The 17,362-nt window shown below is 41.7% G+C and carries 19 protein-coding genes and 1 tRNA gene; 11 read left to right on the forward strand and 9 right to left on the reverse strand.

The window, feature by feature from the left end; all coding sequences use genetic code 11:
- Positions 1–409: 409 nt before the first annotated feature.
- The 8 genes from RBB56_RS08050 to RBB56_RS08085 form a co-directional block, all read right to left on the reverse strand.
- Complete coding sequence (locus tag RBB56_RS08050) at positions 410–883, reverse strand: CvpA family protein (RefSeq protein ID WP_306721859.1); 474 nt, start codon at positions 881–883, stop codon at positions 410–412.
- Positions 884–894: 11 nt separating this feature from the next.
- Entirely contained in the window at positions 895–2,100 is a 1,206-nt protein-coding gene (locus RBB56_RS08055) for a DUF5711 family protein (RefSeq protein WP_306721860.1), read from the reverse strand.
- Between the two features lie 80 nt (positions 2,101–2,180).
- Positions 2,181–2,825 carry a hypothetical protein gene (locus tag RBB56_RS08060; RefSeq protein WP_306721861.1) on the reverse strand — a complete coding sequence of 215 codons (645 nt, stop codon included), beginning with the start codon at positions 2,823–2,825 and terminating at the stop codon, positions 2,181–2,183.
- A 168-nt stretch (positions 2,826–2,993) separates the two neighbouring features.
- The gene (locus RBB56_RS08065; RefSeq protein WP_306721862.1) at positions 2,994–4,031 is read right to left on the reverse strand and encodes an aldose epimerase family protein; all 1,038 of its coding nucleotides are present in this window, start codon (positions 4,029–4,031) and stop codon (positions 2,994–2,996) included.
- Positions 4,032–4,073: 42 nt separating this feature from the next.
- Positions 4,074–4,670: a recombination mediator RecR gene (recR, locus tag RBB56_RS08070; protein ID WP_306721863.1), complete on the reverse strand. Its 597-nt coding sequence runs from the start codon at positions 4,668–4,670 to the stop codon at positions 4,074–4,076.
- Positions 4,670–5,020 (reverse strand): YbaB/EbfC family nucleoid-associated protein, encoded by a 351-nt coding sequence (locus RBB56_RS08075; protein WP_306721864.1) that lies wholly within the window; start codon positions 5,018–5,020, stop codon positions 4,670–4,672. Before RBB56_RS08075 ends, recR begins: the two co-directional genes overlap by 1 nt.
- A gap of 60 nt (positions 5,021–5,080) precedes the next feature.
- Positions 5,081–6,658: a DNA polymerase III subunit gamma/tau gene (dnaX, locus tag RBB56_RS08080; RefSeq protein ID WP_306721865.1), complete on the reverse strand. Its 1,578-nt coding sequence runs from the start codon at positions 6,656–6,658 to the stop codon at positions 5,081–5,083.
- A gap of 3 nt (positions 6,659–6,661) precedes the next feature.
- Positions 6,662–7,735, reverse strand: coding sequence for a 6-phosphofructokinase (locus RBB56_RS08085; RefSeq protein ID WP_306721866.1), 1,074 nt, complete (start codon positions 7,733–7,735; stop codon positions 6,662–6,664).
- A 193-nt stretch (positions 7,736–7,928) separates the two neighbouring features.
- Here RBB56_RS08085 and RBB56_RS08090 point away from each other — a divergent pair.
- From RBB56_RS08090 to RBB56_RS08110, 5 genes are all read left to right on the forward strand, one after another.
- Positions 7,929–8,017 (forward strand) — tRNA-Ser (locus RBB56_RS08090).
- A 287-nt stretch (positions 8,018–8,304) separates the two neighbouring features.
- A complete protein-coding gene (locus tag RBB56_RS08095) occupies positions 8,305–9,120 on the forward strand; it encodes a MerR family transcriptional regulator (protein ID WP_306722115.1) in 816 nt (271 codons plus the stop codon).
- 100 nt (positions 9,121–9,220) lie between these two features.
- The gene (locus RBB56_RS08100) at positions 9,221–9,697 is read left to right on the forward strand and encodes an SAM-dependent methyltransferase (protein ID WP_306721867.1); all 477 of its coding nucleotides are present in this window, start codon (positions 9,221–9,223) and stop codon (positions 9,695–9,697) included.
- Between the two features lie 66 nt (positions 9,698–9,763).
- On the forward strand, positions 9,764–10,678 hold the full coding sequence (locus RBB56_RS08105) for an effector binding domain-containing protein (protein WP_331526771.1): 915 nt from the start codon (positions 9,764–9,766) through the stop codon (positions 10,676–10,678).
- Between the two features lie 165 nt (positions 10,679–10,843).
- Positions 10,844–11,380, forward strand: a complete 537-nt coding sequence (locus RBB56_RS08110) for a phosphohydrolase (RefSeq protein WP_306721868.1) — start codon at positions 10,844–10,846, stop codon at positions 11,378–11,380.
- A 79-nt stretch (positions 11,381–11,459) separates the two neighbouring features.
- Here the strand turns inward: RBB56_RS08110 and RBB56_RS08115 are convergent, their stop codons facing one another.
- Entirely contained in the window at positions 11,460–11,900 is a 441-nt protein-coding gene (locus tag RBB56_RS08115; RefSeq protein ID WP_306721869.1) for a metal-dependent transcriptional regulator, read from the reverse strand.
- 132 nt (positions 11,901–12,032) lie between these two features.
- On the opposite strand from RBB56_RS08115, the gene RBB56_RS08120 reads away from it, so the two are divergent.
- The 6 genes from RBB56_RS08120 (at position 12,033) to RBB56_RS08145 (ending at position 17,354) form a co-directional block, all read left to right on the forward strand.
- Positions 12,033–12,287 (forward strand): FeoA family protein, encoded by a 255-nt coding sequence (locus tag RBB56_RS08120; protein WP_306721870.1) that lies wholly within the window; start codon positions 12,033–12,035, stop codon positions 12,285–12,287.
- Entirely contained in the window at positions 12,284–14,485 is a 2,202-nt protein-coding gene (gene feoB, locus RBB56_RS08125) for a ferrous iron transport protein B (protein ID WP_306721871.1), read from the forward strand. Before RBB56_RS08120 ends, feoB begins: the two co-directional genes overlap by 4 nt.
- A gap of 143 nt (positions 14,486–14,628) precedes the next feature.
- Complete coding sequence (locus RBB56_RS08130) at positions 14,629–14,928, forward strand: hypothetical protein (RefSeq protein WP_306721872.1); 300 nt, start codon at positions 14,629–14,631, stop codon at positions 14,926–14,928.
- A gap of 154 nt (positions 14,929–15,082) precedes the next feature.
- On the forward strand, positions 15,083–15,802 hold the full coding sequence (locus tag RBB56_RS08135) for a Crp/Fnr family transcriptional regulator (protein ID WP_306721873.1): 720 nt from the start codon (positions 15,083–15,085) through the stop codon (positions 15,800–15,802).
- A 95-nt stretch (positions 15,803–15,897) separates the two neighbouring features.
- Complete coding sequence (locus RBB56_RS08140; protein ID WP_306721874.1) at positions 15,898–16,137, forward strand: DUF1858 domain-containing protein; 240 nt, start codon at positions 15,898–15,900, stop codon at positions 16,135–16,137.
- Positions 16,134–17,354, forward strand: a complete 1,221-nt coding sequence (locus RBB56_RS08145) for a DUF438 domain-containing protein (protein WP_306721875.1) — start codon at positions 16,134–16,136, stop codon at positions 17,352–17,354. Before RBB56_RS08140 ends, RBB56_RS08145 begins: the two co-directional genes overlap by 4 nt.
- The last annotated feature ends 8 nt before the right edge of the window (positions 17,355–17,362 follow it).

A 17,362-nucleotide genomic window follows, 5' to 3' on the forward strand; every position in this document is an offset into this window, starting at 1 on the left:
CATCTGCTCCTTGCGGTGCTTCTGTGCGATTCTTTTACTGTTTTTTAGGTTGTTCTTCTGAATTTTCTCTTTGGGCTCTTTCTGCAAAAGCAGAGGCCCGTTTTAGAATTTTCAGGGTTGCATTACTGTTTACTTGTCAAGGTTCTGTGTTTCTTAAGTTCGGCTTGTTTTGTCTTTCGTTTCAGACGCAACTTTGATATCTTATCATGTGCATTTCGGAAAGTCAATACCTTTTTGAACTTTTTTGAAACTTTTTCTTTTTTCGATTCCGTTCGTTATATTCACACCGAATGGCTCTTTTGCAGCTCCTTGTTTGTTGTTCTTCCCTCAAGGTGCTTTGCTAGTATACTCAATATACTAACAAATGTCAACATCTTTTTCAAAATATTTTTTATATATTTTTATTGCCTTACAAAGAGGCAATCCAGTTGGCAATATAGTTCTTATTATATACATTTATCATAATTGTACTCTGCGTTGTCCACTCCATTATCTTTTCCCCAAAGGCCCCTGTAGGGAAGTTTCCTATTATTACATATATTATCCAAAACACCACCAATACTTCCAAAGCACCTGCTGCCATTCCAAGTAACATATTAATAAGATTAATGACCGGAAGCTTTGCGATAGTCTCTATCGACTTCATTACTAATGAAATCAGGCGATACAATATACTCATTCCTGCAAGAAGGATAACAGCGACTACTATTGTCTTCGTATTCTTCTCTACAATACCTGCTACCAATACAAAGGCTGCAGAAAGTACGATCAAGGCCATGAACAGTGAAACCAAGCTATTTACTTCGCGCGCAAATCCACCACGCAGTCCTTTATAAGCACGCCACAGCACCAATAAAACAAAAAAGATTACTAATAAATTCACCTGTTCTACTCCTATTTCATTTCCATTATATTCATCGCATCCTGCGTCATCACAACAAATCGATTTGTTTTCCCTGTAGGGGAGAATAGGAATACTGTTTCATCAAATTGATCCCTGAAACGCTCCACTCCCTGAATGTTGCTTACGCTATATTCCGTTTCACTGTAAATAATAATATCATCATTATTAAAGATAATATCTTTATACTCTATGTCGAACTTTTTAGTTCCTGCAAGTTTTCCTTCTGTATTATATACATCCAGGCGATATTTGCTCTCCCCTTCTGTATCCAGAAATACCAACCCAATGTATTGATTGTTATAGAAAATCCCCTGTGCCTCTTCACTGAGAAGATTTTCTGCCGCACTTACGGGCTTTTGGTTGCCGGTGAAGAACATGATCCGTTCATCCGATATAGCAAAGACGGTGTTTCCATTGATAAACTTAATAAATGGAATAATTGTTCCCTGATAATCATAACCACTGACAAAACGATCCGAGGATTGGTTCTGCCCGACATCTCCGAAATTATGAAAGGCTACAGAAGATTTCATCACCCCACTATCCACGTAGAAATAAGAAATAGCCAGCAACTCTCCATTAGGAGAAAGACTTATATCGATAGGATATCCTGACTTGTCCATTGTCGTCTCCGCTTTTACTAAGATATTCCCTTCCGTATCGAACAAATTGATTCTGGTAATGTCTGCATCATCCAGGATTGCTGCCACCACACCATTTTCCGCAACACAGAAATTACGGATAGGCATATTAGTCGTTATCTCCCCCATGCTGCCAGTCTCATTCATCACGTATATCGTTCTGCCATTATAATCTCCTATAGCAACTACCGAACCGTTAATATCCACCATAGGATTTTGCATTTCATAAGTCCTATTCCACAGTACATTTCCTTTGCTATCCATGCAGTTAGCGCCGTCCTTACTGTAAGTGAGAATACTCGTCCCCAAAGAGAGATAGGAGGCTCCTTCTACCTTCGAGACCGAAACAACATTCGTCATAATGCTCTCACTATACGCTCGATTCTTCCAACTTACGAAAACCGTTGCCACAATAGCACCTACCAGCAATAGCCCCAACAGACTTCTATAGAAAATAGTTAATTTATGACTTCTTATTTTCTCTTTATAATTAATACTGCGGTTTCCGCTCTTTCTTTTCTCTTTGGAGCGCAAATATTCCCTGACATTTGCCATTATTATAACCGGGCTCCTTTTCCTTTAATATATTTTCTCATTTTATCACACTTGTAGGTCGGCTTCAATTCCTTTAGTTTTTAATATCCGGAAACTCCCTCCTTTAATGCATTACTCATCCAAATAGCTGCTTCTTTGAATTCCTCCAATGCCTCAAAACTATTTACAGTGGTGATCGCGATAACACAAATAACAATAAATATACAGATCACTATTGCCCGAATCACATCATAGACCGGCGGAATCGGTAATATTTGATCCTCCTTATCATCATCTTTAGGCCTGTCCTTTCTCGCATATAATCCTCTTTTTATTTTTTCTTCATGGGAATAGCCGAGATATTTAGCCATAACAGGGCTTTCTTCGTAGAAAATATAATAACCCTCCAGAGGTTGTCCTCCATTACCATCTCCAAGCAAAATACCTTCGCACACTCCTTCTGCCCGCCTCCACATATCCACATTCAAGCAACCTACTTCTTCAAAGTCAGCAAAAAGGCTCTCCGCCTCATCCGGCTCCTTTATTTTTCTTTTTCCGGCCCCGTATATGACATAAATTTCTGCTGAAATATCTTTTGTTTTTCTTCCATATAAAATAATCTGCTCGCCTTCCTTGAGTTCCTCAAACTTGAACTGCTCCAGATAAGAAAGTACATAAGCTTCAATATAAATTTTTCTTTTATTCTCAATTTTCCCGATTCGTCTTATAACTTCAGGCAGTTCCACAGCGCACCTCCATCCAATAGATGCGCTCATTATAGCACCGATTCTTCCATCTTTTTATCACATTGTGTCGCACCTCAGAAGGCTTTTATCGACAAAAGAAGCCGCTGCTCACGCAACGGCCCGTAACTGTTCAGTACCTTTTCACTTATCTTTACACGTATTCTTATATTATACTTCGAATTTATAAACGGTAGTCGTATCATATTCTCTATCCGGTCCAAATACCGCTGATGGGAAGGCCGGTCTATTAGCCGTATCCGGATAATATTGAGTCTCCAGACATAAGCCGTATCTTCTATTATAAGTCGCACCTTCCTTACCTTTATCTTCTACCATGAAATTACCCGCATAGAATTGTACTCCCGGCAAATCCGTATACGTCTTCATAATTCTTCCGCTCTTCTCTTCTTCTACGGTGGCAATATGACGCAGCACTCCTTCTTCTCCATCGAGTACCCAGTTATGGTCGTACCCTCCCGTTATCTTAAGCTGTTCAAAATCTTCATCAATCCTATCCCCAATACGCCTTGGGCTCGTAAAGTCCATCGGAGTTCCCGCTACAGGTGCAATCTCTCCCGTGGGAATTGCTCCAGCCGCTACCGGAGTGTAATTAGTAGCATTCAAGGTAAGAATATGGTCACAAATCTCACCGGCTGCATGTCCTGCCAAATTGAAATAAGTGTGATTCGTCATATTAAGAATTGTATTCTTATCGCTCGTTCCATGATAATGAATCCGAAGTTCATTATCTTCCGTAAGACTATAAGTTACCGCTACCTTCTTATTACCCGGAAATCCCATTTCCCCATCAGGTCCTTCTAAGGAAAATGTAATACTATTCTCCCCTTCTTCTACTTCCCACATCTTCTTGTGGTATCCTAAATCAGCATGGCTATGTAAATTGTTCGGACCATCGTTCACATCTAACTGATAAGTATTACCTTCCAGTTCAAAAGCAGCATTCGCAATACGGTTAGCATTGGGGCCGATAGTTGCTCCATGATTCGCTCCATTTACATAATAATCTTCCAGCTTATCATAACCAAGAACGACATCCTCTGCCTTTCCATTCTTATCAGGCACAAAAAGATTTACCAAAACAGCTCCGAAGTTCATTATTTCCGCCTTCATTCCATTCCCATTTTCCAAGGAATAAAGATAAACTTCTCTACCGCATTTCGTAGTTCCGAACAAAGCTTTTTTCATTTCCGTTACCTCCACATTTTCTTCCTAATTTTGAATTTATATCTATAACTCGATTCTGCCTTCCAGTGCACGAAGCAGCGTTACCTCATCAATATATTCCAAATCTCCACCTACAGGCACACCGCTGGCAATTCTTGTCACCTTGATTCCGGCAGGCTTAATCAACTTGCTGATATACATAGCTGTCGTTTCTCCTTCCAGGCTTGAGTTCGTCGCAATAATAACCTCATCCACATCGCCCTCTAAGCGTGACATTAATTCTTTCAGCTTGATATCTCCCGGCCCAATTCCGAGCATGGGAGATATGGCACCGTGAAGCACATGATAAACCCCCATAAATTTCCCGGTTTTCTCATAGGCTGCCAAGTCCCTCGTATTCTCCACCACCATAATCGTACTATGATCCCGTTTTACATTCGCACATACAGGGCAGAGATCTTTGTCCGTCAGAGTAAAACAACTCTGGCAATAACGAACATTTTCTTTCGCTTCTATTATCGTATTAGCAAGCCGCTGCACCCGCTCTTTGGGCATGTTAATCAAATGAAAAGCAAGCCGCTGCGCGGACTTGGAGCCAATTCCTGGCAAGCCCGATAACTCATCAATCAACTTATTAATAGACCCGCTGTACAGCTCCATTAGAACGGAAAGCCTCCCCCAAGGCCTAAACCGCCGGCCATCTTATTCATTACCTCAGAATTCGCCTCCTCTGCTTGACGAAGCGCTTCGTTCATTGCTGCTACTACGAGATCCTCCAACATTTCGATATCTTCAGGATCGACCACTTCCTCCGAAAGTTTCACCTTCACAACTTCCTTTTTGCCGGTTACCGTCACTTCAACTGCTCCGCCGCCTGACGATGCTGTGAATTCTTTCGTCTCCATTTCCTTCTGATTCTCTTCCATCTGCCTCTGCATGCGCTGCGCCTGCTTCATCAGATTATTCATATTACCCGGCATTCCTCCGGAAAATCCACCATGTTTTGCCATTACTTCATATCCTCCTATTTTTGCTTATTATGAGTGCATTCTACTCATTATGAGTGTTTTTTACTCATTGTCTACCTCTATTTCCATATGGATTATCTTGCTTAAATCAATATAAGAATCCTCGAATTCTCTATCGCTTCCTATACTTTGTATGTTTATTTCTATTTCCTTTTGTACTGCTTCTGAAATCATACGTGTAAGTTGTTCTTTATTCTCCTGATTCTTTGTAAGATAATCCGATGAGAGACCATCTTCTAATACTATCATTAGTTTATTATCACCGCCAAGACTTAACTTAGCTTCCTTCAGATAAGTTTTCATTGGCTGCTGAGCATTTGATACAATGGAAGGCCAGCGTTTCACTACTGCTTCCACATCCTCAGGAAGAGCCTTCGGAAGCGGTATCTTCGCCGACTTCACCGCTTTATCCTGATATTCTTGCAATGCAGGCGAATTATCTCCTTGCGGTACAACAGCTACGACGCCCTTTTCCACCTTTTCTTCCAGTTCCCTAACCCGGCCAAGCAAAGATTCTTCATCTGTCTCCATGCTCGGTTTGCACAATTTAATAAGCGCCACCTCTATCCATATTCGCTTCTGTGACATATAACGGATTTTCCCGGAAAGCTCTGAAAAGATTCGTATATACCTTATAATAGTGTCCATATCCGTTATCTGCGCTTCTTCCCGCAGTCTTGCCAGATTTTCTGTGGACACATCGATGACATCCTCGATATCCTCAGAACTTAACACCAATAGAAGATTTCTCAAGTACCAAGTGAAGTCCGTCACAAATTGGGACAGCTCCCTGCCTTGAATCACCATTTCTTCCAGCAAGTCAATACATCCCGTTACATTTTTACCTAGAATCTGTTCTAGCAGCCTGCTGAAAAATACCGTATCCACTGCCCCCAACACATCGAGAACTTTATCATAAGTTAATTCTTCGCCAAAATGAAAAGCGATGCACTGATCCAATAAACTAAGGGCATCTCTCATAGAACCATCTGCCGTCTTAGCAATATATCGAAGCGCCTTATCCTGTACCTGCACAGCTTCGGCCAACGTCAGCTCCCGCAGCCTGTCAGCAATCGTATCGATAGTTATTCTTCGAAAATCATATCTTTGACATCTGGATAAAATTGTAATCGGTATCTTATGCACTTCCGTCGTCGCCAGAATGAAAATAACGTAACCCGGTGGCTCCTCCAAGGTCTTAAGAAGTGCGTTAAAGGCTCCTATCGACAGCATATGAACCTCATCAATAATATAAACCTTATATTTACCTTCTGCCGGAGAATAGGAGACTTCATCAACAATCTCCCTTATATTATCCACACCATTATTGGAAGCAGCATCTATTTCTATCACATTCATGCTGGCTCCCGATGCGATCGCTTTACAGAGATCACACTCTCCGCACGGACTTCCATCCGAAGGGTTCTGACAATTCACCGCTTTAGCAAATATCTTGGCTATCGTCGTCTTACCCGTTCCCCTCGTTCCGCAGAAAAGATAGGCATGTCCAATACGCTGAGCCTTTATTTGATTTTTTAATGTAGTTACTATATGATCCTGCCCCTTTACATCTTCAAACTCCTGGGGGCGGAACTTACGGTATAACGCTGTATACGACATACTTTAATCTCCAAAACTTATTCCTATCATTTTCGCTTCCTTTACAATACTGGAATCAGGAGAAACCATCTTAAGCTTTCCTGCAACCTCCTCCAAAGGAACCTTTATAATTTCACGATTCTGGTAGCCTACCATGAAGCCATATTCTCCATTCAAAATCAGCTTCCCGGCTTCTGTGCCGAGACGGCTTGCAAATACTCTGTCATAAGGGCATGGACTACCGCCGCGCTGGGTATGTCCCGGAACGGTAACTCTCACATCTCCTTTGATTTTTTCATTAATTTGCTGTGCAATTTCATAAGAAACAGAAGGAAACTTATAGTTTTTACGTTTTTCTTTGAGCTCCTTCTTCGATAACATAGCATCTTCCTTAGAAATGGCACCTTCCGCTACCGCTAATATCGTAAACCTGCTTCCATTCTTATTTCTTTCTTCAATCTTCTTTATCACTTTATTAATATCATAGGGAATCTCAGGTATCAAGATAATATCCGCACCGCCAGCCATGCCTGCGTTCAAGGTCAGATATCCCACCTTGTGCCCCATAACTTCCACTATAAACACACGTCCATGAGACGCTGCCGTCGTATGGATACAGTCGATAGCATCCGTAGCAATATTGACCGCACTCTGGAAACCGAAGGTCATATCTGTTCCCCATAGGTCATTATCGATTGTTTTGGGAAGTGTCACCACATTTAGCCCTTCTTCACGCAGAAGATTCGCAGTCTTATGAGTTCCATTACCACCCAGAATAACGAGACAATCCAAACGAAGCTTATGATAATTCTGCTTCATTGCGTCCACTTTATCAAGTCCATTTTCGTCCGGCTCCCTGATTTGCTTGAAAGGAGTCCTGCTACTTCCGAGTATCGTACCGCCTTTTGTCAGTATTCCGGAAAAATCACCACTCGTCAGCATACGAAAATTACCGTATATCAACCCTCTGTAACCATCCAAAAAACCATAAATCTCCACTGTTTCTCCACTGTTAAAAAGACATTTTGCCACACCGCGCATTGCTGCATTCAAAGCCTGACAGTCTCCACCGCTTGTTAACATTCCGATTCTTTTCATTGGCTTTCCTCCTTGAGCATATTCAGTTTTTCTTCGCGTTCTCTTCTAGACTTTTTATTATTCCCTTATATTACGCATTTTATAGTAAACTCATTATTTTGTCAAAAAATTTACTAATCATCTTGATAAAAATTCAAAGATAAGATAAAATGTAATTTGTTCAAAATGAGTAGGGAATACTCATTAAGAATATGGAGATGTACCCAAGCGGCTGAAGGGTCCGGATTCGAAATCCGGTAGGTCGGCTTCGCCGGCGCAAGGGTTCAAATCCCTTCATCTCCGTCAAATGAAACCTGCCCCAAAAGCTGGAACTGCTTTTGAGGCAGGTTTTTTGCTATTAGCAATCTACTGGCTTTTTTGAAGTACATTGATCTTCTTGCTATTTCTGTATTTTCTGTGCTTGTAATAATGAATGATTGGAACGCAACGACTTTTAGACATGGGCAGTGGGTTTCTACGTCAAAGTCGAGAAAATAGAAAGTTATTGATAAATTTATGATATTCCGACTTCACATAATTAGATTGAAGTATAGGTTATATTGAGTATAATTATTTGTGGTGGTGATATGATGTTTAGAATTGGCGAATTTTCAAAATTAACACAGGTATCTATACGGATGTTAAGATATTATGACGAAGTGGGACTTTTCAAACCTGCCGAAATTGACAAATGGACAGAGCATCGCAGGTATTCCGTTGAACAAATACCGACTCTCAACAGAATAATATTTCTTCGTGATAGTGGATTTAATGTTTCCGAAATTGCAGAGGTACTCGATAAAAAAGAAGACTTTTTCATTGAGCAGCTCAATATGAAATATGCAGAAATAGAAAAGGTTATAAAGGATGAACAAGAAAAATTGCAAAAAATTGAGCTCGCAAAAAAGGAAATCTTAAACGGGAAAAGTGAAATGCATTATAATATTTCCATTAAATCTATCCCAGCCTATCAAGTGCTTTCCCTGCGTAGAAGAGTTCCTGATTATTATGCAGAAGGAACTTTATGGCAAGAACTTTCAGCGTTTGCGGAACGACATCAAATACGGATATCAAGCAATACATTTTCCATTTACCATGATGCAGAGTATAAAGAAGAAGATGTCGATGTGGAATTATGTGTGCCGGTGAAAAAACTTGGTGAAAATATCGGAGAATTCACATACAAAATTACCGAGCCAATACCAACAATGGCTTCTACTATGGTATATGGTGAATTTTCTAATATTGCAGGAGCATACTTGGCTTTCGCGGAATGGCTGCAAAAGAATAGCCATTATCGAATGATTGGTGCAACCCGGCAAATCGTACACCGTGGGCCATGGAATGAATGTAATCCTGAAAAATACCTAATAGAGCTGCAAATACCATTAGCACATATATCATAAAAATGTCTTATATCTTTGCAAGATATTTTTTTCCTCTTGTATCTCACATGGTGTGAGGGCTTATGCTGTACATACATCAAAATACAAGGAGGATAATAAAATGAGTAATTTTTCTGTACAGTCCATTGGAAAGGTTTGCAGTAACGAAAACGGTATATTTATTGAGGTAGACAAAAAGTATATTCCCGCTTTACAAGCTTTAGAGGGGTATAGCCACATTAATGTACTTTGGTGGTTTAGTGATTGCGATAATACCGAGTCACGCTCCGTATTGCAAGCAGAACAGCCCTACAAAGGCGCACCGGAAGTAATGGGCATTTTCGCCACTCGTTCACCAGAACGTCCAAATCCGATTGCTTTGACTACGGCGGAACTTATCCGTATTGACTTTGAAAAGGGGCTTATTCAAGTTGCATTTATCGATGCGAACGACAACACACCTGTACTCGATATTAAGCCATATACACCCAGTTTTGACAGAGTGGAAATTCCCGGTGTTCCTGCATGGTGCAGCCATTGGCCGAAAAGCACAGAAGAATCCGGCTGCTTTAATTGGGGAGAAGTTTTTAACTTTTAAGGAGAGGATGACGGGATTGCGTGAGAACGCATTGCAAAACAGATTGACTCAGACTCCAAGGAGCAAATGCTGTATGCCAAGTATCCAGATGGTCTATGTTGCCATTACTTTGAAGAGTATTTCGGAACCACAAAGAGCATGGTGATTTCTCCATCAGAGGGTATCATTGATCTTTGCTGGGGCGGCCGAGCCGAAAACGGTTGGCACGCTTATGATATTACTAAACCATTAGGTAATAGCATGCAAGATGCACAGATTAATTTGGAGAAAGCAGCGCCGTTTGGCGGACGCATCCAAGAAGCTTCTCTCACAGACCTTAAAATTATAGATATAGCGATTGAATATGGCTTTGATTCATCCGAAGCTTTTAGCCGTGCATTCAAAGCCATTTATAAGGTCAGCCCCCAAATCTATCGTCGAAATCGCCTGGACACTTTCATTAGCAGTAAGGAACGCTTGGATACAGGGCTGCTGAATCATCTGGCTCGCAATGTGACAGTCCATCCGAGGATAGTAGAACTGCCGGAAATCAAGGTGGCAGGGATTGGGGGCGAAACCACCTTGCGAGACAATTGTCTGCGAGAGCTGTGGGCTAGAACCAATTCTCTATATAGACAGATTCCCAATCGAATCCCGAACGCGAGAGCTTTCGGGATCTGCGAAGCGTGTGCAGAAAATACGTTGTATACTATGAATGAGGATATCCTCTTTACCGAGGTGGCAGGAACGGAAGTCACGTCCTTCGAGGGACTGACCGAACCCTTTGTGCCAAAAGTAATCCCCGGAGGACGTTATGCGGTTTTTACCCACCGGGGTACTCTACGGATGTTGCCTCAGACCTTTGATTATATTTGGGGAACATGGTTTCTTGCCACAAAAGAAGAATTAGACTGGCGGGAAGACTTTGAGCTTTATGATGAACGTTTCCTTGGATATGATCACCCTGATTCCGAGGTGAATTTGTATATTCCGGTAAGATAAACCGAGAGAATAAGCGATAGCTACCATTGCTATATGTGCATGCGGAATCGATAAGTTTGTATAATACTGTTAAAATATTATGCCTTTATTTATGCAAAAACGAATGATATGATAGATGTACGTAAATCATAGTTACAATAGTTTTATTTTCAGGAGGCATTTTTTATGAGCGACAAGATGAACACTTACAGCGGAAAGCAGTTTTATCCGATGGAAATGGAAGAAAAGGATATCTGTATCGAGGACATCGCCCATGCTTTAAGTCTTTTATGCCGGGGTGGCGGGCATATTAAATATTTCTATTCCGTGGGTCAGCACTCCATTAACTGTGCAAAAGAGGCATTGGCAAGAAAATGGTCTGGGAAAGTAATCCTGGGATGTTTACTTCACGACGCGAGTGAGGCATATATTTCAGATATTATAAGGCCGGTCAAGAAACATCTGACAAATTACATGGAAATCGAAGAAATGATTATGAATGTAATTTTCCGCAAATTTGGCCTGTCAGATTTAACCGCATCTGAGAAAGTACAAATACGTCAAATCGATGATGAAATGTTGGACGGTGAAATGCATGCACTCTTAAATGGAGAATTAATTCCTACTCATATGCTTATATCCGAGCCGAATTTCCAATTGGAAAGTACAGAAAATATAGAGCGGGAATTCCTTGACCTATTCCTTCAATTAATGATTAAATAGCTTCTCCAACCGCCCCGGCCCATTGCCTTTTTCAAGTATTGCTCCTACTTTATAATAAGTCTTGTGCCGGGAGCGTATCTCATTTTTCTGCTTTTTCTATCGATGTTTCCAAGGAACGTAAAAAGAACTCTATCTTTTCAATCATCTGCATGTCGAAGGCATGCTCTATCTTTTCCACCAGTTCCAGTTCGTTTTCAGAACATGTAATCCTACAGAATAGGCTGTGCAGCACCTCGTGCCGATGCAGTAAGTAAGCTCCTATTTCTTCTCCGCGTTTCGTCAGTTGTATAATGCCGTATGGTTCGAACTGAATCATTCCGCTGTCACGAAGCTTCGCTGTCATTTTAGATGCGGAAGGAGGTCTTACATTGAGCAACGATGCCAATTGATTTACGCGCATATATTTGCCCTTCCTGGCATGGCGGTAAATCATTTCCAGATAGTCCTCCATCGCATAAGACATATCCTTTTGTTCTATAAGAGAATATCCTCTTATTGTAAAAAATTCATTCTCTGACAAATATTTTCCCTCTTTCTATTTGTAACAAATGTATCGATAGACGAATATGATAGCCGTAGGAAACAGAGTTTCCCTTGCCTAATAATATGACAGGGACGAGACAATTAGTAGAAGAAGGAATGGTTATTTCGTATGCTGAATCTAACGAACTTACAAGAGGGCGAAACTGCCAGCGTTATCTCTCTTTTAAATGGCAGCAGAATGAAAAGAAGGCTGCAAGATCTGGGGCTTATCGAAGGAACGCAGATACAATGCATCCAGAAAAGTCCTTATGGGGATCCGGTTGCCTATGAAATAAGAGGAGCTATTATCGCTCTGCGAACGGAGGATGCCATAAACGTTCTCATCGATCAGGAGCAATGCCGGGAAAGGGGGAAAATCTTTTGAATATTGCGGAAGATGGTGCTGTAAATACATTTTCAATTGCCAAAATCCATGCATCGGATAAAATAATTGCCCTGGCAGGCAACCCTAACGTAGGAAAGAGTACAGTCTTCAATTCGTTGACAGGCTTAAACCAGCATACCGGTAATTGGCCGGGTAAAACGGTGGCAACCGCACAAGGAGTACATCGACTGAATGGAAATGATTATATCTTAGTCGATCTGCCCGGCACATATTCCATTATGGCTCATTCCGCAGAAGAAGAAATTGCCCGTGATTTCATTCTGTTCGGCGGCGCCGATGCTGTTATCGTCGTCTGTGATGCAACCTGCCTCGAGCGAAATCTGAATCTGGCATTACAGGTGATGGAGCTTACTCCCAACGTAGTGGTCTGTGTTAATTTATTGGACGAAGCGGAGAAAAGAGGAATTTCCATCGATATTCCCGCACTCCGCAAGAAATTAGGTGTGCCCGTAGTCGGGACCAGCGCCCGCAGCGGCAACGGACTCAAGGAATTAATGGAAGAAGTGGAATCCCTTTGCTCAGGAAGGCTTTCTCTCACCCCCCATAAAATCTCATATCATCCTACAATAATCGATGCCATATCTCCTTTGGTGGATATTCTTGAAGAAAAGTTAGACGGTTCGCTTAACAGTACATGGCTGGCCTTACAACTCCTGGAAAAAGACGAGGCACTCCTTGCCCGCATTCAGAAGTATCTCGGTTATAATCTGTTAGAAGATTCTGCCGTAAATGAAACAATTACCAGTCTACAGTCCTTGCTGAATGAAGCGGGAGTAACTGAAAATACACTGAGGGATATTATAATCTTCTGCATTGTAAACTCCGCAGAGGAGGTGGCGGTAGCCGCCCTTTCATTATGTCATGGCTGCTCCGGATGTCCCGGCAACTCCGAATGCTCCGGCTGCATGCGGGGAACCAACAATATCCGTGCTGTATCCAATCCCCGCGACCGCAAATTAGACCGCATTCTCACGAGCAAGCAAACCGGTATTCCCATCATGCTTTTGCTCCTGTGTGCTGTTTTCTGGCTAACCATATCCGGGGCCAATATTCCTTCCCAGCTCCTTTCCGGCGCTTTATTCCGACTCCAAGACAGATTGACCGATGCCTTTCTATGGCTAGGAACACCTGAATGGGTACACGGCATATTCGTGTTGGGAATGTACCGTGTGCTCGCATGGGTCATTTCGGTTATGCTGCCCCCTATGGCTATCTTTTTTCCTATTTTTACCCTTCTGGAAGATTTCGGATACCTTCCGCGGATAGCGTTCAATCTGGATCATCAATTTAAAAAGGCCAAAACCTGCGGAAAACAAGCCTTAACCATGGCCATGGGATTCGGCTGCAATGCGGCCGGTGTTGTAGGATGCCGAATCATCGATTCTCCCAGGGAACGGCTTATAGCCATCCTGACCAATAACCTCGTACCTTGCAATGGGCGCTTTCCAACTTTAATAGCGATTATTTCCATGTTCTTTATCGGAACTGCCGGAGGCTTTTGGAGCTCAATACAAGCTGCACTCATTTTGACCTCAGTGATCATTCTTGGGGTTATGATGACCTTCTGGCTCTCCCGCTTTTTATCTGAAACACTCCTTAAGGGCGAAGCTTCCTCCTTCACCTTGGAACTTCCTCCCTACCGTACTCCACAAATCGGAAGAGTCATTGTCCGGTCCCTCTTCGACAGAACGCTGTTCGTCCTTGGAAGGGCTGTTATCGTAGCGGCTCCGGCAGGTATTATCATTTGGTTATTCGCTAACATAACGATCGGAGATATAACATTGCTCGCTCATTGTTCCTCTTTCTTAGATCCCTTTGCCAAGCTGCTAGGGTTGGATGGCGTGATATTATTGGCATTTATACTAGGCTTCCCCGCGAACGAGATTGTCGTTCCTATTATAATTATGACTTATATGTCTACCGGCTCTATCTTGGAACTAGACAGCCTGGCTGAGTTAAAGACATTATTGACAAATAATGGCTGGACCTGGGTAACCGCTGTTTCCACTATGCTATTCTGCCTCTTCCACTGGCCCTGCTCCACCACCTGTCTTACAATAAGAAAGGAAACAGGAAGCTTAAAATGGACAGTGCTTTCCTTTGTTCTTCCTACCGTCATCGGCATTTCTGTGTGCTTGGTATTCAACTTAGCCATACGCCTATTGGGGCTTATATAAGCTCTCCCACACAAGCGATACATGAAGACAGGTGCTAGTCTATCATTTGACAGATGCCTTTGTATATGCTTTAAATGAATGTAAAAGAAAGTATAAACATATGGGGAACTTGAAAATGAACAGACACTCAGACAAATTTAATATTGTTAGATACCTATATCCTTAGCGGAATCGATTACAGAGCATGTGCCTACAGTGTGTTCGGAGAACCTGTGACCTTCATCGGTTATCCTACTTCGGAAGGAAATGGTAATTTGATTAATAGTTTATGGTCAATAGCCATCAGCTCTAACAGCGAATATAAAGATGCTGCCTGGGAACTTATCAGCAACTTGTTATCTGAGGATATTCAAGAAAAAATAGAACAAGATTTGTCATCCTTAGGATTTCTGCTCAGAAAGGATTCCCTGGAAAAGCACTTTATCTCTGCAAAGAAGTGGTAGATGTCATTGAGGATAGAGTCATATATAAGAATTCATTTAAAAATGTTTACCTTTGATTAGGTGAGCATTTTTATTTTCCTCCTGAACTTTTGAAAAATACGGTATCTTATGATATGATAAACCCATATTTTAATGACAAAAGAGAGGTTATTTTATGAACTGTAATTGTTGTAGCGTACATAGCTCAGATCAGATTTGCATGCACAAAGTTCCTATATTCTCTTCCCTCAGCCCGGAAGAAATGAGCCATATATCTTCCATTATCAAGCATAAAAATTATCAAAAAGGGGAGCTTCTCTTTTCAGAAGGTGACTCTCCTCGTTCACTTATCATCATAAATGAGGGTAGCGTGAAGGCCTTCAAAGTGACCCCTGAAGGACGTGAACAAATTCTTCATATTTTTTCCGAAGGAGATTTCTTCGGCGAACAGAATCTGTTCGGTTCTCAGAAATCTCCCTATACTGCCGAGGCACTGGCACCTACAGGAATCTGTAGCTTTGCAAAAGAGGATTTCTATCAAATTCTCCATGCACATCCTGGTATCGCCATTAAAATTATTGAGACGTTGGGAGAACGCATTGCCCGTATGGAAGACACCATGCAAAGCATAGGAGTGAGAAACCTAGATAGCCGTATCAGCGGTCTTCTTCTTGACTTTGCAGATAAATATGGGAAAGTTGTTCCCGAAGGAATACTTATTCAGCTCCCCGTAAGCCGCGAGGGGATGGCTAACTATCTCGGAATAGCAAGAGAAACTATTAGCCGGAAGCTGGGACAGCTTGAAGCCGAGGGTCTGATTCATTCTGTTAACAATAAAAACATCCTCCTTAAAAATAGAGAAGCGATGAACACTTTAGCCGGAAAAGATTGTTAAAAAAGGATTAAAGTTATAAAATTTGATTACAATCACAGATATACTTCTTATATGTTGGTACAATGACAATTAAAGAGAAATAAGGAGGTATCAAAATGGCTGATAAGATTCTAGACCTTAATTTGACAGTTTATGAATTGTGTACCGCAGATCCGGGCATAATTCCCCTATTGGAAGAAGTTGGATTTCCCGATATTACCAAACCGGGGATGCTGGCTACAGCGGGAAGATTTATGACAATCCCCAAGGGTGCAACTTTTAAAAAGTTAGATTTGGAAGATATAAAACTATTATTTACACAACATGGATATACCGTAAAGGAGGAAAAGAAATGAGTGCTGAAATTAACAACAGAGAGTACAGACAAGAAGTACTAAAAGAATTGATCTCACAGCTTCACGATGGAAAAAGTGTAGAGCAAGTTCAGGAGCGTTTCGCCGAAGTATTCGGCAATGTATCAGCAGAGGAAATTGCGCAGGCAGAACAAGCTTTAATTTCAAACGGTCTTCCTGTTTCCGAAGTACAGCGGCTTTGCGATGTTCACGCTGCCGTATTTAAGGGATCGATTGAAGATATTCACCGTGCCCCTGAGTCCTCCGAAGTTCCGGGACATCCGGCACATACTCTTAAAAGAGAAAATCGTGCGATTGAGCAGGTAATTGATGACGTTCGCGCTCAGCTTGCTTTTTTTAAAGATAGCTCTACACATGAATCATTAAAAGAAAGCTTAAGAAAGCTTACCGCAATCGATTGCCATTATGTGAAAAAGGAGAATCTTTTCTTCCCATACATGGAACAATATGGAATTACAGCTCCTCCTAAGGTTATGTGGGGTGTAGATGATGAAATTCGCGCTCAGTTGAAGGAGGTAATCGCTAAGCTCGATTCCGGAGACTTCTCGCAGGTAGAAGAAGAAATCGAGGCATTCCTAAATAAGGCCGGAGAAATGATATTTAAAGAAGAGAATATCCTTCTTCCTATGCTCCTTGAGAATCTAACATTGGATGAATGGAAGATAATAGCCGAAGAAAGTGTAGAGCTTGGCTACTGCCTTATCGATAATGTTCCTGCATGGGATCCGGCTCTCCAAGAGAAAGGTAAACAAGAAGAAGCTCAGATTCCTTCTACCCCAGGATCGATTCATCTTCCTACCGGTGTACTTTCAGTGGAAGAACTTTCCTATATGCTGGATGCTCTTCCTATCGATATTACCTTTGTTGGCAAGGATGATACCGTACGCTACTTCTCTCAAGGTGCTGAACGAGTATTCCCCCGTACGAAAGCGATTATCGGAAGAAAAGTTTCTAACTGCCATCCGCCGGCAAGCGTTCATATCGTAGAAGATCTTGTGGAAGACTTTAAAGCAGGGCGCAAGGACCATGAAGACTTCTGGATTAAGATGGGCGATAAATATATCTTCATCCGTTACTTCGCTGTACGGGATGACGCAGGCGAATACCTCGGTGTTTTGGAAGTAACACAAAATATAGCTCCCATTCAAGAAATTACAGGTGAAAAGCGATTAGTTACTGACGATACTAATGAAAAATAAAAGTTTTG

Origin of the sequence: Kineothrix sp. MB12-C1 (genome assembly GCF_030863805.1) — a bacterium.
Classification (GTDB): domain Bacteria; phylum Bacillota; class Clostridia; order Lachnospirales; family Lachnospiraceae; genus Kineothrix.